The 13,327-nt window shown below is 59.9% G+C and carries 13 protein-coding genes; 3 read left to right on the forward strand and 10 right to left on the reverse strand.

Annotated features, from left to right (window positions below):
- Positions 1–56: 56 nt before the first annotated feature.
- Both QOL84_RS01320 and QOL84_RS01325 read left to right on the forward strand, forming a co-directional pair.
- Entirely contained in the window at positions 57–1,550 is a 1,494-nt protein-coding gene (locus QOL84_RS01320) for a sensor histidine kinase (protein WP_283435868.1), read from the forward strand.
- A complete protein-coding gene (locus QOL84_RS01325) occupies positions 1,519–2,949 on the forward strand; it encodes a sigma-54-dependent transcriptional regulator (protein ID WP_129394667.1) in 1,431 nt (476 codons plus the stop codon). The genes QOL84_RS01320 and QOL84_RS01325 overlap by 32 nt, the downstream gene beginning before the upstream one ends.
- A gap of 115 nt (positions 2,950–3,064) precedes the next feature.
- Here the strand turns inward: QOL84_RS01325 and QOL84_RS01330 are convergent, their stop codons facing one another.
- The 3 genes from QOL84_RS01330 to QOL84_RS01340 all read right to left on the reverse strand — a co-directional run bounded on the left by QOL84_RS01330 (position 3,065) and on the right by QOL84_RS01340 (position 4,198).
- Positions 3,065–3,415 carry a hypothetical protein gene (locus QOL84_RS01330; protein ID WP_283435869.1) on the reverse strand — a complete coding sequence of 117 codons (351 nt, stop codon included), beginning with the start codon at positions 3,413–3,415 and terminating at the stop codon, positions 3,065–3,067.
- Between the two features lie 181 nt (positions 3,416–3,596).
- Positions 3,597–3,902, reverse strand: coding sequence for an addiction module antidote protein (locus tag QOL84_RS01335; RefSeq protein WP_283435870.1), 306 nt, complete (start codon positions 3,900–3,902; stop codon positions 3,597–3,599).
- 2 nt (positions 3,903–3,904) lie between these two features.
- Positions 3,905–4,198: a type II toxin-antitoxin system RelE/ParE family toxin gene (locus QOL84_RS01340; RefSeq protein WP_283435871.1), complete on the reverse strand. Its 294-nt coding sequence runs from the start codon at positions 4,196–4,198 to the stop codon at positions 3,905–3,907.
- A gap of 274 nt (positions 4,199–4,472) precedes the next feature.
- Here QOL84_RS01340 and QOL84_RS01345 point away from each other — a divergent pair, with 274 nt between their 5' ends.
- Positions 4,473–5,270 carry a class I SAM-dependent methyltransferase gene (locus tag QOL84_RS01345; RefSeq protein ID WP_283435872.1) on the forward strand — a complete coding sequence of 266 codons (798 nt, stop codon included), beginning with the start codon at positions 4,473–4,475 and terminating at the stop codon, positions 5,268–5,270.
- A 165-nt stretch (positions 5,271–5,435) separates the two neighbouring features.
- Here the strand turns inward: QOL84_RS01345 and QOL84_RS01350 are convergent, their stop codons facing one another.
- The 7 genes from QOL84_RS01350 to QOL84_RS01380 all read right to left on the reverse strand — a co-directional run bounded on the left by QOL84_RS01350 (position 5,436) and on the right by QOL84_RS01380 (position 13,326).
- The gene (locus QOL84_RS01350) at positions 5,436–6,128 is read right to left on the reverse strand and encodes a GNAT family N-acetyltransferase (protein ID WP_129394662.1); all 693 of its coding nucleotides are present in this window, start codon (positions 6,126–6,128) and stop codon (positions 5,436–5,438) included.
- Positions 6,129–6,241: 113 nt separating this feature from the next.
- Positions 6,242–7,033: a ChbG/HpnK family deacetylase gene (locus tag QOL84_RS01355; protein WP_283435873.1), complete on the reverse strand. Its 792-nt coding sequence runs from the start codon at positions 7,031–7,033 to the stop codon at positions 6,242–6,244.
- Positions 7,005–8,189, reverse strand: coding sequence for a GNAT family N-acetyltransferase (locus QOL84_RS01360; protein WP_283435874.1), 1,185 nt, complete (start codon positions 8,187–8,189; stop codon positions 7,005–7,007). The genes QOL84_RS01355 and QOL84_RS01360 overlap by 29 nt, the downstream gene beginning before the upstream one ends.
- Positions 8,190–8,193: 4 nt before the next feature.
- Positions 8,194–8,883, reverse strand: a complete 690-nt coding sequence (locus tag QOL84_RS01365) for a GNAT family N-acetyltransferase (protein WP_129394659.1) — start codon at positions 8,881–8,883, stop codon at positions 8,194–8,196.
- Between the two features lie 224 nt (positions 8,884–9,107).
- Entirely contained in the window at positions 9,108–11,027 is a 1,920-nt protein-coding gene (locus QOL84_RS01370) for a hypothetical protein (RefSeq protein ID WP_283435875.1), read from the reverse strand.
- On the reverse strand, positions 11,024–12,328 hold the full coding sequence (locus QOL84_RS01375; RefSeq protein ID WP_283435876.1) for a lipopolysaccharide biosynthesis protein: 1,305 nt from the start codon (positions 12,326–12,328) through the stop codon (positions 11,024–11,026). Before QOL84_RS01375 ends, QOL84_RS01370 begins: the two co-directional genes overlap by 4 nt.
- Positions 12,325–13,326, reverse strand: a complete 1,002-nt coding sequence (locus QOL84_RS01380) for a polysaccharide deacetylase family protein (protein WP_283435877.1) — start codon at positions 13,324–13,326, stop codon at positions 12,325–12,327. The genes QOL84_RS01375 and QOL84_RS01380 overlap by 4 nt, the downstream gene beginning before the upstream one ends.
- Between the last annotated feature and the right edge of the window lies 1 nt (position 13,327).

A 13,327-nucleotide genomic window follows, 5' to 3' on the forward strand; every position in this document is an offset into this window, starting at 1 on the left:
AGCCACCTACACTGATGGCTGTAACCGGCTCGATACAAATACTCCAGGGCACTCCCATGCAGCGACTGGAAGCACAAAAAACACCTGCGCCGCACGCACCGGCAGCAGTCAGCAAGGGATGGCGCGAGCAGTTCAATCTGCTGCGCTGGTTCTCGCTCGCAAGTTTTTTCATCATCGCGGCCGTGGCGCTGGGGCTCGGTTACATCTCCACGCGTTTTGTCGTCACTGAAAGCGTCGAGCGCGATGCGCTGCTGACCGCGCAATTCGTCCAGGCCATCGGCGAAGCGGAAATGCGCCACGCCGGCATCAACCCGGCGCGCACCATGGGTGAAATGCTCGATATGCGTCAGGACGGCAAATACCCCGATGTCGATCCCGAAGCGCATGCGGCGGCGCGCAGCGAGTTTCTCGATCACGTCGAACATCTGCCGGATATTTTGCTGGCCACCGTGTATGCGCTGGATCGCACGGTGATCTGGTCGACCAATGCCGAGCTGATCGGCGTGCACATCGAGGACGACGACGAGCTCGACGAGTCGTTCGAAATGAGAGTGCCGGTCTCCTCCAGCTATCACAAAATCGACGACGAACGCCCCGAGCAACGTCTGCTGCGCGAACCGAAATACCTGTTCATCGAGAACTACATCCCGATGTTCAACGCCGACAAAAGCAAAGTCATCGCCATGGTCGAAATCTACAAGGAACCGGCGGATCTGGTTGATCGTATCGACCGTGGTTTCGCTTCGATCTGGGCGGCGACGTTTTTTGGTGGTGCGGCGATCTTTCTCGCCTTGTTCTGGATCGTCCGCCGTGCGGCGACATTGCTGCAGAGCCAGCAGCAACAACTGATCAGCAACGAAACCTTTGTCGCCCTCGGCGAAATGTCCTCGGCGGTGGCGCACAGCCTGCGCAATCCGCTGGCGACCATTCGCTCCAGCGCCGAACTGGCCCAGGAAGTGGCCAGCTCCGGCGCGCAACGCAACATCGGCGACATCATCAGCCAGGTCGACCGCATGTCGCGCTGGGTGCGAGAACTGCTGGTGTCGCTGCGGCCAATGAATGACGACGGCGAGGCGGTCGATCTGGTGCTGGCGGTCGAGGACACCTTGGAAGCCTTCGATGCGTTGATCCAGCGCAGCCGCGTCGAGGTGCGATTCAATCCGCAAATCTGCCCGCCAGTGGTCAGTCAGAAAGTGCTGCTCACGCAAATCCTCAATAGCCTGTTTGCCAACGCCCTGGAAGCCATGCCCAAGGGCGGTGTGCTCAGCGTCGAATTCGCCACGCCGCAGCCAGACTGCGTACGCATGACCCTGAGCGACACCGGCAAGGGCATGAGCGCGCCGCAGCAACTGCTGGTGTTCAAACCGTTTTTCACCACCAAACAGGGCGGCCTCGGGGTCGGCCTGGCGTTGGTCAAAAGAATCATGGAGCGTTTCGCAGGTTCGGTCGTGCTGACCAGTCGCGAGCAGGAAGGAACCCGCGTCAGTCTCAACTTCAAAGTGGCATCGGGAGGGGAATATGGAGCACAGCATTCTGCTGGTCGAAGATGACGAACTGCTGGCCGAAAATATTCAGACCTACCTGGAGCGCAAGGACTTCGAGGTGACGGTCTGCCATTCGGCCGAAGACGCACTGGAGCAGTTGGGCAGCTTCATGCCTGACATCGTGCTGACCGACAACTCGCTGCCGGGCATGAGCGGTCATGACCTGATCCAGAAGCTGCGCATCAGCGCGCCGGATCTGAAAGTGATCATGATGACCGGTTACGGCAACGTCGAAGATGCGGTGGTGGCGATGAAGGAGGGCGCCTTTCATTACGTGACCAAACCGGTGGCGTTGGCGGAACTGAAACTGCTGCTCGACAAGGCGTTGGCCACCGAGCGCATGGAGCGCACGCTGTCGTTCTATCAGGAACGCGAGGCGCAGAAATCCGGGGTGCAGGCGCTGATCGGCGACTCGGCGCCGATGCAGTATCTGAAAAACACCATCGGCCAATTGCTCGATGCCGAGCGGCGCATGGCCAACACCGATTTGCCGCCGGTTCTGGTCGAAGGCGAGACCGGCACCGGTAAAGAATTGGTGGCCCGTGCGCTGCACTTCGACGGCCCGCGCAGCAAAGGCCCGTTCATTGAATTCAACTGCGCGTCGATCCCCTCGAATCTGGTCGAGTCGGAGCTGTTCGGTCATGAGAAAGGCGCGTTTACCGACGCCAAGGATCGCCGTGTCGGACTGGTGGAAGCGGCGGATGGCGGCACGCTGTTTCTTGACGAGATCGGCGAGATGGACCTGCTGTTGCAGGCGAAGATTTTGAAGTTGCTCGAGGATCGAACGATTCGCCGGGTCGGTTCCGTGAAGGAGCGCAAGGTCAACCTGCGGGTGATCAGCGCGACCAACTGCAACCTTGAACAGATGGTGCAGCAGGGCAAATTCCGCCGCGATCTGTTTTTCCGGCTGCGGATCATTTCGATCAAAGTGCCGCGTTTGTATGCCCGGGGCGAGGATATTTTGCTGTTGGCGCGGCACTTCCTTGCCAGCCATGGCAAACGCTACGGCAAACCGAACCTGCATTTCAGCCAGCAGGCTGAGGAGCTGCTGCTCAGCTACACCTGGCCGGGCAACGTGCGCGAACTGCGCAACATGCTTGAGCAGACCGTGTTGCTGGCGCCGAGCGACACCATCGCCGCACATCAGTTGAACGTGTGCATGAGCCTGGTCGATGAACCGCCGATGCATTTGCACGAAACCCCGCTGCATTACGAACCACGGCCGGCGAGCAATACCGAATCGATGAACCTGCCGGAAGTCGAACGCGACATGGTGCGCAAGATGCTCGACAAGACCGACTGGAACGTCACCAAATCCGCGCGCCTGCTGGGCCTGAGCCGCGACATGCTGCGCTACCGCATCGAAAAACTCGGCCTCGCCCGCCCCGACAAACGCCAGTGGTAACGGGCGTACACGACAATGTAGGAGCTGCCGCAGGCTGCGATCTTTTGATCTCGTTTTTAAGATCAAGATCAAAAGATCGCAGCCTGCGACAGCTCCTACAGTAGGCGTTCGGTATTCAGTGTTGCTGCTGCCGGCTCAGACACTCCAGCAAACACCCCGGATCCAGTACCTCGTCATTCACATATATCCCGCGCTCGGCATCGTACGTGCGGATAAACACCCGCACCGTCGCATCCGCCACCGTCGGCAATTGCGAATCGGAGAACTCGTGGTCACCCGGGATCACCACAAAATCCTGCGGCGCCGTATCGTCATAAGGCTTGGGCGGCGTGGAACTCAGCGAATACGGGGCAGGGTGAGCGAAGGGCTGGTTCGGCCCGTAGTAAACAAAATTGCTGTCCAGCGCTTGCGCCTGACTGGCAGCAAGCAGACAACCCATCAACAGCAGCCGATCGAGCCTATACATGGCGGCACCTGCAAATACGGTTTTCCCCAAGGCTATTAACTATAGCTGCCCCCACGAAACCGATGTAGGAGCTGCCGAAGGCTGCGATCTTTTGATCTTTTGATCTTTTGATCTTTTGATCTTGAAAAGAAAGATCCAAAGATCGTCCGAACGCGGCCCGAGCCTCCGGCAGCTCCTACACTCAGGAAATCGGGTGGCTCACGTGCCCCGGCTGTGCGTAAAGATCGATGCCAAGGGCATGAATAACTTTCAAAACCGTGTCGAAGCGCGGTTTTGCACCCGGTGCGAACGCCTTGTACAGACTCTCGCGACCCATGCCAGAAATTTTGGCTATCTGCGTCATCCCGCGCGCCTTGAGCACGTAGCCGATTGCGCGAAGAAACTCTTCGTTATCCCCGTCTGCGAGTACCTGAGACAGGTATTCGCTGATGGCTTCGTCACTGTCCAGCAGTGCTGCCATGTCGAAATTCGTCAACGTCTGGCTCATGGTTAAACCTCCTTAGCCATTTTTTGTGCGCGTCGGATGTCTGCGTTTTGTGAAGATTTGTCGCCTCCAGCCAAAAGAACGATGACTGCACCGTTACGCATCGCGAAATACACCCGAAAGCCCGCACCCACATCTACGCGCATTTCAGAGACGCCATCACCCACCGATCTGACGTCGCCGAGATTTCCTGTTGAAGCCCGATCAATGCGGCGGGCGATGGCCACCTTGGCCCGCAGGTCTCGAACCGATTGGTGCCAAGCCTGAAATACCGCTGTTTGTCGAATAAGATAATTCATTGCCCGACTGTATCCAAGTAGATACAGGCGAGCAGTCAGCCAAGTCTTCTATCAAACCTTGAAAAATCGTCGGCATTTGTAGGCAACGATCGCTTCATTTGTAGGAGCTGCCGAAGGCTGCGATCTTTTGATCTTGATCTTAAAAACAAGATCAAAAGATCGCAGCCTGCGGCAGCTCCTACAGGGGGGTGGTTTACAAGTTTGTAACAACCGGGATTGGCGGGCTGAACTAGACTCGGATCCGCTCAATCACGAGCATCGTCCGGAGTGCGCCATGGAAGTGCCCAACAATAAAACCGCCATCGACAGCAATCGACAGGCGTGGAACGATTCCGCCCGCCATCACCAGGATTCGCCTGACTGGCGGGCATTACTCGGCGAAGTTGCGCAGGCGGATTTTTCTTGCCTCGATGAGACGTTGAGCGGGTTGCTTGAGGTCGACGGCAAGGATGTGATTCAACTGGGCTGCAACAACGGTCGCGAGAGTCTTTCGTTGTTCGCGCTCGGCGCGCGCAGTGTGGTCGGTGTCGACCAGTCGGCGGCGTTTCTCGAACAGGCGCGGGAGCTGAACAAGCGTTCGCCGCACAACGCCGAGTTCATCGAAAGCGATATCCATCACCTGCCAGCGTCCTTGCACAATCGCTTCGACGTGGCGCTGATCACCATCGGTGTTCTCAACTGGATGCCCGATATCGGCGAGTTCTTCGGCCACGTTGCGAAGACCCTGAAACCGGGCGGCAAACTGGTGATCTACGAAACTCATCCGTTCCTGGAAATGGTCGACCCCGATGGCGAAGATCCGTACCGACTCGCCAGCTCGTACTTCCGCGCCGAGCCGTTTGTGCAGGAAGAGCCGATTGTCTACGTCGGCAAGGTCGAGCAGCAGGCGGCGAAGTCGTATTGGTTTGTGCATAACCTTGGCGCCATCTTCAGCGGTGCGATTGCGGCCGGGCTGAACATCGCGCACTTCAAGGAGTATGCGCATTCGAATCGGGAAGAGGTGTATGACCGCTATTTAAATCAGGAAGCGCAGTTGCCGATGTGTTTTACCCTGGTCGCCACTAAAATCTGAAACCTGTAGGAGCTGCCGCAGGCTGCGATCTTTTGATCTTCAAAGTCAAAAGATCGCAGCCTGCGGCAGCTCCTACAAGGGTCTCCGGCGCACAGCAGCACCCTTGTGGGAGCTGAGCTTGCTCGCGAAGAGGCCTCATGATCGCCCCAACATTTCAGATCTGAATCAAGCCCGCGCCGCCGCACTCACCACCGGCCGCCCCGGTTTGCGCAACGGTTCCAGCCGCGAACCCTCATACCGCGTCTCCCGGAAAAACTTCCAGCGGCCGAACAGGCAGTAGACGTTCATCACACGCCCCTGCTCGTGATAGCCCATGCGGATATGCAGCTTCAGCGCCGGAATATTGTGCGTCTCGCAAACATCCACCACCTTGTTGCAGCCTTTGGCCGCCATCGCTTCCCACAATGCCACCTGCACATCTACCGACAGGCTGCTGCCGAAATACGCGCGGGTCATTTCACCGCCAAACTCAAAGAATTCCCCGGGCTTTACCGCGAATGTGCAGCCGTAATAATGACGGTCGTGATAATCACGCAGACTGCCCCAGATAAACCCCACCGCATGCCCATCCGCATCGAGGTACATGTGCCCGGTGTGACCCTCGGCCGCCAGCTCCGCCATGGTCTCCACGCGATCACCAAAATGTTTGGCGAACGCCCCGGCATTTTCCGTGGTGATGTCGACTTTGCGCAGCCCATCGTAAGGGCGCAGTTTGTGCGGCGGCACCGGGCTGACCAGGTCGCGTTCCATCCACAACAGTTCCCAATGGAAGAACACGTAGCGTTTCCACAGCGTGCCGAAAGTGCGGCCCAAGCCTTTTTGCCGGATGCGTTCTTGTAGTTTTTCGATGACGCTCATGATGCCCTCCGTGGCCGTAGCCCGGGTGTTGTGGATGGTGCTTTGAGGGTATAGATCACCTGTGCAAATTCATTTCAAAGTGCCATCTTCGAAAGTATTGCAAGGTATGTAACTCAATCGAGTGCTGCGGCACCGCGTAGAAAATCCTTGTTCAGATCGGTGTAGGAAACCCGTGCAACCCCGGCCAGCCGCTGCTCTAGCACGCGGCTCAGGGATTCGTCGGGATTGAGATAGGCATCACCAAAATCGCTGCCGAGCTGAGTCGGATGAGCGACGATTTCCAGCACGCCGTCGGTCGGCGAAGTGTCGTTGCGCAGGTCAATCGGCGTGCACACATAGTCGGCCGTCACACCGGCCAGATTCTGCAAGCGCCAATTGAGCAAACCCTTGAAGACGCGCTTGGGCAGGCTGAGGTTGCGCCCCAGATTGCGTGCCAGGCGAATCGGTACACCCTGATGCGCGGCGAAGCGCGCGACGATCTCGCCAATCGGCCAGATGTTGTGCACGTGCTGGTGAGAGTCGATATGGCTGGGGCGCATGCCGTGATCGACGCAACGCTGCCACTGCGCCTGCAACTCTTCGCGCACCGCTTCACGATCCTCGCGGCCCAGCCAGAAGCTGTGGCGCGGCAGGCTCAGGTCGAACACACCGAAGTCATCGCAGAAGGTGCGACGTGCCAGAATCGCTTGGCTCAAGGGGCGACCGTAGGTCAGGTTGAAGTGCAGGCCAACCCGGCCTTGCAGGCTCGGATGGCGGGCCATCGCGCAGGCTGCTTCAAACGCCGGCATGTTGGCCATGGCCGTGGCGGAGCTGATGACCCCGGCCTGAAACGCAGCGAGGATCACCGCGTTTTCGTTTGGGCTGAGGCCGAAATCGTCAGCGTTGACTATGACTTGGCGAGGCATGTTCGCCCTCCGTGGTGACTGCGACAGGTTTCAGTGTGGGTTTCGCATGCTCGGCACGGCGCGCGCGCCAGGCTTGCACGTGCGGTTTCAGTCGATGCCACAGGCGCAGGCCCAGACCGAGGACGATGCCGCCCGGACGCCAGGAATAAAAACTCCAGCGCCAGTGTTCCAGTTGTCCGCTCATGCGTTCGTGCAGTTGATGGCTGGAGTTTTCCAGACTGACGCGTGAAGCGTCGATCCAGCGCCAGTGGTCATCCAGGCCCCAGCGAATCCACTCTTCCAGCAACACCCGACCGCTGCCCAGATCGGCGTATTGCGGCAGGAAGGCGAGGTTGTAATCGTAGAGCCGACCCTGTTCGAGCAGACCGAGGCGATAGCTGATGCAACGCCCGTTCAACTCCAGCGTCACCACGCGCACCAGACCTTGGCCGGCGAGGGCGGTGAAGGCGCGTTCGATCAATTGTCGACTGCGTTCACCGGCGAAAATCCCCACACCTTCATCACCTTTCCAGCTCACTGCTTCGACTTCGCTGATGACCTGCAGCAGCGGCCCCATGCTCATCGCATCGGGAATGATCCGGTGCACTTCGGCACCACACGCGGCAATTCGCTTGCGCGCCCGCCGCAGCTTGTAGCGTGGGTCACCGGAGACTTCCTGATGATCGGTCTCACTGATCAGGTGCACCGGCACCCGACAACTCAGCCTTCGTTCACCGGTCGAGCTGCGCGCCATCCATTCGGTCAGCGCACTTTCTTCACCGACAGGTTCGGACAGCTCATTGAGTTGCAGCATTGCGTGGGGCAGACGTTGGCGAATCAACACCAGCGCCTTGCCCATGTCTTCGCTGCCCAGCAAAGACAACAGCGCCAGGCGATCCGCCAGCGGATAGCCCAAGTGATGCAAGACCCGAAACGGCACGCCAGCAAAGCGCTCGCGACTCGCCACCAGCGGCAGGCACAGGCGTAATTCGTCCGCCTCCCAACTCAGCAGGATGTGCAGACGCTCACCCTCGCCAAGGGCCTGCTCGGCCGCACACAACCAGCCAAGGTTGTTGAACGGCGTGTGATCCGTCACCTGCAGGCGCAGCGCTTCATACGCAGTTGCCGGGAAGTCGGCGGCGCACAGCGAAGTGCGCCATTCGAATCGCGTCAGCATAGGCTCAGGCCGCCGTGGCTGTTACGGGTGGACGGGACGGTTTGCGCAGCGCATCGAGGCGTGAGCCGCTGTAGCGGCTTTCACGGTAGAAGCGCCAGCGGCCGAACAGGGTGTACACATTCATGATGCGGTTCTGCTCGGTATAGCCCATGCGCAAATGCAGCTTGAGCGCCGGAATGTTGTGAAATTCGCAGACGTCGACGACCTTGTCGCAGCCTTGCGCGGCCATGGCTTTCCACAGCTCCAGTTGCAGATCCACCGACAGCTCGGTGCCCCAATAGGCGCGTGTCAGTTCACCGCCAAACTCGAAGAACTCGCCGGGTTTCACCGGGAACATGCAGCCGTAGTAATGCCGGTCGAAATAGTCCCGCGAGCTGCCCCAGATGAACGCCACGGCATCGCCCTGATCGTCCAGGTGCATGTGCCCGGTGTGGCCCTCGTTGGCCAGTTCGGCCATGGTGCCGACGCGGTCGCCGAAGTAGCGCGCGAAGGCACTGGCGTTGTCCGGTGTGATTTTCACCACCCGCAGCGGCGGGTAGGGTTTGAGGCTGTGCGGTGGCACCGGGCTGACCAGATCGCGCTCCATCCACAGCAATTCCTGATGGGAAAAGATGTAGTGCTTCCACGCTTTCGCGAGGGTCGCGCGCAGGCCTTTTTGCTTGATGTGTTCGTTGAGTTTGCTGACGATGCCCATGGTGTGTGCTCCTGAACCTTTCGGCGCAGCGACCCCAATTGTTGAGAGAACTCCTGTGGCGAGGGGATTTATCCCCGTTGGGCTGCGAAGCGGCCCCGCTTTAACAGGATAAGAAGCGACGACTGCTGCGCAGCCGAACGGGGATAAATCCCCTCGCCACAAAAGCTCAATCACATCGGGGTTAAAGTTCGCCTGGCCTTTCTCATGAATGTTCGCAATTGGCTTCATGACGCGATCCAGCTGAGTGCAAACAGGGTTTGTCCCGGCAACTCAAAGCTCACGCGTCCATCGCGGCAGGTAAACGGCGCGTCGCGACTGCGGTTGTCGGCGCCGAAGTAGCGCAGGGCGCCGTTGTTCAGCGGGCATTTGGCGCCGCTCAAATCGACACGTTGCAGACGCGTGCCTTTGTTCACCCCGAGCAAGCCGCGTTGATCGTCGCCGGCCATCGCCAGAACATCGACTTCGAACGCATCGTTTTCCAGCCACAGCACCTGATGCAGCCAGTGCTGTGCGATGAATTGCTGGGCCAGACCGACCGGTTTCAACTCGAAATGGTCGTCGCCCACAACCCGCAACATCCCCTTGGGATACTGTGGCTCATCGGCGGCCTGGAACCAGTTGAGCATGCTCAGCAAGCCATCCTGCGAAGCGTTGATCACCACCGATGCCCACCACAGCGAAGCGTAGTGGGTTTCCTGATCGTAGGGGCTGAGGCTGGAGCCGCTGGACATATTGGTCTGGTCGAGCAGCAAGGCTTTGCGCGGCTGACCCTTGGCGTCGAGGCCGACCAGTTCGGCGGCGCGATGCACGCTGTCGCGGTAGACGCGGGTGGCGAGCAGGTCGCGAATCATCCATTCGTGCCACGCCAGCGCATCGACCTGATCGCCCGATTCGCTGAGCAACCGCCGCGCCCAATCAATGCCGCGCTTGCTAGCCGCGTTATCGGCGAACGGCCCGTTGACCAAGCGCGAACTGGCCGGCATGGCGATGCGTACGCCAGCCTTGGCATTCGCCAGATCGCTGCGCACCTGGCGGGCCATGCTGGTGAAAATCGCCTGATATTGCGCGTAGCTGGAATAGTTGAGGTTCGGCTCATCGGCAAAGCCGATGTAGTGCGTACCTTTGCCACCGAGCGCACGAGTGCCGGCCAGCCACGCATCGAGGCCGCTGTTGCTTTGCACATCGGCACGCAAATCGGCCTGACGCTGACTGCCGGCCAGCAGGGTAATGTCCTGCTTGATGCCGAAACGATCCTGATACACCCGACGAAACGCATCTTCGAAATGTGCATTCTTCGCCATCACATCGACAAAACTGTAGTAACTCGCCGCCGTCGGTTTCAGCGTATCCAGCGCAGCATGACTGGCTGGCGGCGGCATCACGTAGGGCAGGGCGATGCCGAGATCCGGCGTGCGCCCGAGAACTTTATCGTGCAGGGTCAAGCGGGTCTGCCCGGCGTCTTCACGCAGCGCTTTCAGTTGCTGCGGATTCTGCGCAAACAGATTGGCCGTGCCATCGAGCCAAAAAGCCGCTTTGCCGCTGCCTTGCAGGCGCAGGCGCCAGATCTGTTCGCGTTCGCTGACCGGCAGGGCAAGTTGATCGAACTGCCAATAGGCGCGATAGGGTTTCAGCGCCAGCGTCAGTTGCTGATCATCGCCGACCCGCTGCGCCTGCAAACCACTGACGCCGCCATGAAACTTGCCCGCCAGCACCGCGTATTCACCCGGCGCGACCTTGAAATACAACTCGTCGCCATTGTGCGTGTCGGCGCTGAAATGCACTTTTGCCGGGGCGAACAACGCCACCGTGCGCTCGTCGTGTTCGACGCGGTAATTGCGGAAGCTGTAGCCAGGAATCTCCAGCCGATAACTGGCCGCGCCGGGCAGCAACGGCCAGCTCTGACTGCCACGCACTTCGCTGGCCTTTATAAAGCGATCACCCGCCAGTTTGCCCTGACCATCGAGCAGATACAGATGCTCTTCATTGGCCTCGGCCTGCCACGCCGGCGTCCAGCGTACGGTCACCGTGTCCGGCCGATCGGCTTGCAGATACAGACTGCCGTCGCGGATCTCGCCCCAGCGCATCGACGCCGCAAAGGCGTCCAGCGACAGGCCGAGACCGAGCAGCAGGGCCAGGCCTTTCATGCGGTTTTCCGTTGCAGCATCAGCCACATCGGCATGACGTCGCGCGGCAGAATGATCAGCGTTTGCCAGAACGGCACGCCGCTCAAACGGCAATAAAGCACCAGCATCGCCACGGTCACCGCCAGATAGGCAATCGACGAAGCCGCCGCCGCACCGACAATCCCGTAAGCCGGAATCATCACCAGGTTCAGCGCCAGATTCAGCAGCGCGCCCAGGCCCATCAGCAACGACACCGTGCCGGGACGATTCTTGCCGAGCAAATCGAGACGCAGGATGCTCGCGTAGCACAGACCCAACAGCCCCGGTAGCAAGGCGAGCAGCGCCGGATACGCCGGTTGATAAGCCGCACCGAACAGCGTGACGATCAGCCATTCGCCAATCACTGCCATGGTCAGGCAGGCGCCGAGCATCACCGTCGCAGTCAAGCGCAGAGCCAGCGGCGTGACCTTGTCCATGCCTTCGTCCTGTTGCAGCAGGCGTTTCATCAGTGGTGTGGTCACCGCTTCCGGGACGATCAGCAGCAATTCGGCGGCAGCGCTGGCCATCGCATAATGACCGAGCGCGGTACTGCCGAGCAGGGCGCCGATAAACAGGTAATCCGAACGCAGGATCACTTGCTGGAAGAGCAGATCCGGATGACTGCGCGCGCTGTAGCGCAGCAGTTCTTTCTGGCTGGCGCGGTCCCATTGCAACTGCAACGGCTGCGCACGTTTGAGCCAGACCCAACCGACCAGCACCACCAGACTGATGCCGGCCAGCCAACTGATCAGCGCCGCTTCGAGGGCAGCGCTTTTCCACATCCAGAACAGCGCAAGAAACAGCAGCAGCGGCGCCAGCGACTCGACCAGACGCAAGGCATTGAACGCCACCACGCCGCCGGAGGCGTTGTGCAGTGTCAGCAAACCACTTTTCAATACGGTCAGCGGCACCGCCAGCAGCAACAGCCAGGCGAGCAAGCCAAGCTGCATCGTTATATCCAGTTCAGTGCCGAATTCGCGCACCAACGCCACTACCAGCAAGGTCAGCAACGCCGCCAGCAAACAACCGAACACCAACACCTGACTGAGCAGCAAACCCATCGGACGTTGCTTGGCCGCTTGATAGCCGACCGCCGAATTCAAGCCGCCACTGGTGGCCGCGCTGATCAGATCCGGCAAGGTGCTGAGCAACGCAAACAGCCCGCGCTCACTCGGCCCGAGAATCCGCGCCAGCAGCACATTGCGCAGCAAGCGCAGGGCGATCATCGCCAGTTTGGTGCCCATGCTCAGCGCCAGATGCCTGAGGTAGTTGCCTCGGCTCATGGCCGCGCCCCGCGAAATATCCGCCACGACAGCAGTTCGGGATTGCGCGCGGTGCGCTGGCTGACACCGAAACGCGGCAGGTTCAGCGGATCGCCTTCGCCGCGATAAATGCCGGTGCCGGTGCCCAACGCAAACGCATAGTCATGGCTGGCGATCTGTTGGCGTACGCGTTCGTCGTTGTCGCCATTGGGGTAGCAATACACCGGCAATGGCCGGTTGCAGCCGTTGTACAGGGCATCGCGGCTGCGAGTGATTTCTTCGTCCAAACGCACATCGTCGAGGCCGGTGAGGATCGCGTGGCTGGCACCGTGCGGGCCGAAGCGCACCAGACCCGAAGCCTCCAGCGCGCGCACTTGATGCCAATCCAGCGCTTGCGGTTGCGACTCCTGTGGGCATTCATCGGTCAGCCGTTCCAGTTCCTGCGGGTCAATCGACTTCAACCCTTGCAGGTAATGCAGCAGCGCCAGGCTGCGCCGGTCGACGTCGATGTCATCAAGCAATACCGGCAACGGGTGATGCAGGCTGTGCAGGCATTCGATCAAATGCATCCGCGCCTTGTCGCCGTGGCTGCCCCAGAGGGTTTCGCCGAGGCTTTCCCACCAGAAACGCTGACGGCTGCCAATGAAATCGGTGGAGAGAAAAATGCTCGCCGGCACCTGATGTTTTTGCAGTAACGGGAAGGCATTGACCGCATTGTCGCGCCAACCGTCGTCGAAGGTCAGCGCCACCCGTGGGCGCTCGGTACGCAGCGAGTTGGGCTGGAGGATTTCCATCAGCGGCACGCAATCGAAATGTTTGCGCAGCCACACCAGCAAATGCTCGAAGGCTTTCGGCCCGACGCACAATTCGTTGCGATGCGGCAGGTCGGCGGCGCGGTCGTTGGCCAGCACCCGGTGCAGCATCAGAATCACCCCGGCGCCGTGCAACTGGTTGCGGCCCACGGATGAGTTGAGATAGAGCCAGCCACTGGTGCGTTTTATCAGTTGTTTGATCGCCATG

Source organism: Pseudomonas helmanticensis (assembly GCF_900182985.1).
Taxonomy (GTDB): Bacteria; Pseudomonadota; Gammaproteobacteria; order Pseudomonadales; family Pseudomonadaceae; genus Aquipseudomonas; species Aquipseudomonas helmanticensis.

Coding starts and splice junctions, on each gene's coding strand:
- QOL84_RS01355 (WP_283435873.1), bottom strand. CDS start 7,033: ATGCCTCGCCAAGTCATAGTCAACGCTGACGATTTCGGCCTCAGCCCA.
- QOL84_RS01325 (WP_129394667.1), top strand. CDS start 1,519: ATGGAGCACAGCATTCTGCTGGTCGAAGATGACGAACTGCTGGCCGAA.
- QOL84_RS01365 (WP_129394659.1), bottom strand. CDS start 8,883: ATGGGCATCGTCAGCAAACTCAACGAACACATCAAGCAAAAAGGCCTG.
- QOL84_RS01345 (WP_283435872.1), top strand. CDS start 4,473: ATGGAAGTGCCCAACAATAAAACCGCCATCGACAGCAATCGACAGGCG.
- QOL84_RS01330 (WP_283435869.1), bottom strand. CDS start 3,415: ATGTATAGGCTCGATCGGCTGCTGTTGATGGGTTGTCTGCTTGCTGCC.
- QOL84_RS01340 (WP_283435871.1), bottom strand. CDS start 4,198: ATGAATTATCTTATTCGACAAACAGCGGTATTTCAGGCTTGGCACCAA.
- QOL84_RS01350 (WP_129394662.1), bottom strand. CDS start 6,128: ATGAGCGTCATCGAAAAACTACAAGAACGCATCCGGCAAAAAGGCTTG.
- QOL84_RS01375 (WP_283435876.1), bottom strand. CDS start 12,328: ATGAGCCGAGGCAACTACCTCAGGCATCTGGCGCTGAGCATGGGCACC.
- QOL84_RS01380 (WP_283435877.1), bottom strand. CDS start 13,326: ATGGCGATCAAACAACTGATAAAACGCACCAGTGGCTGGCTCTATCTC.
- QOL84_RS01360 (WP_283435874.1), bottom strand. CDS start 8,189: ATGCTGACGCGATTCGAATGGCGCACTTCGCTGTGCGCCGCCGACTTC.
- QOL84_RS01335 (WP_283435870.1), bottom strand. CDS start 3,902: ATGAGCCAGACGTTGACGAATTTCGACATGGCAGCACTGCTGGACAGT.
- QOL84_RS01370 (WP_283435875.1), bottom strand. CDS start 11,027: ATGAAAGGCCTGGCCCTGCTGCTCGGTCTCGGCCTGTCGCTGGACGCC.
- QOL84_RS01320 (WP_283435868.1), top strand. CDS start 57: ATGCAGCGACTGGAAGCACAAAAAACACCTGCGCCGCACGCACCGGCA.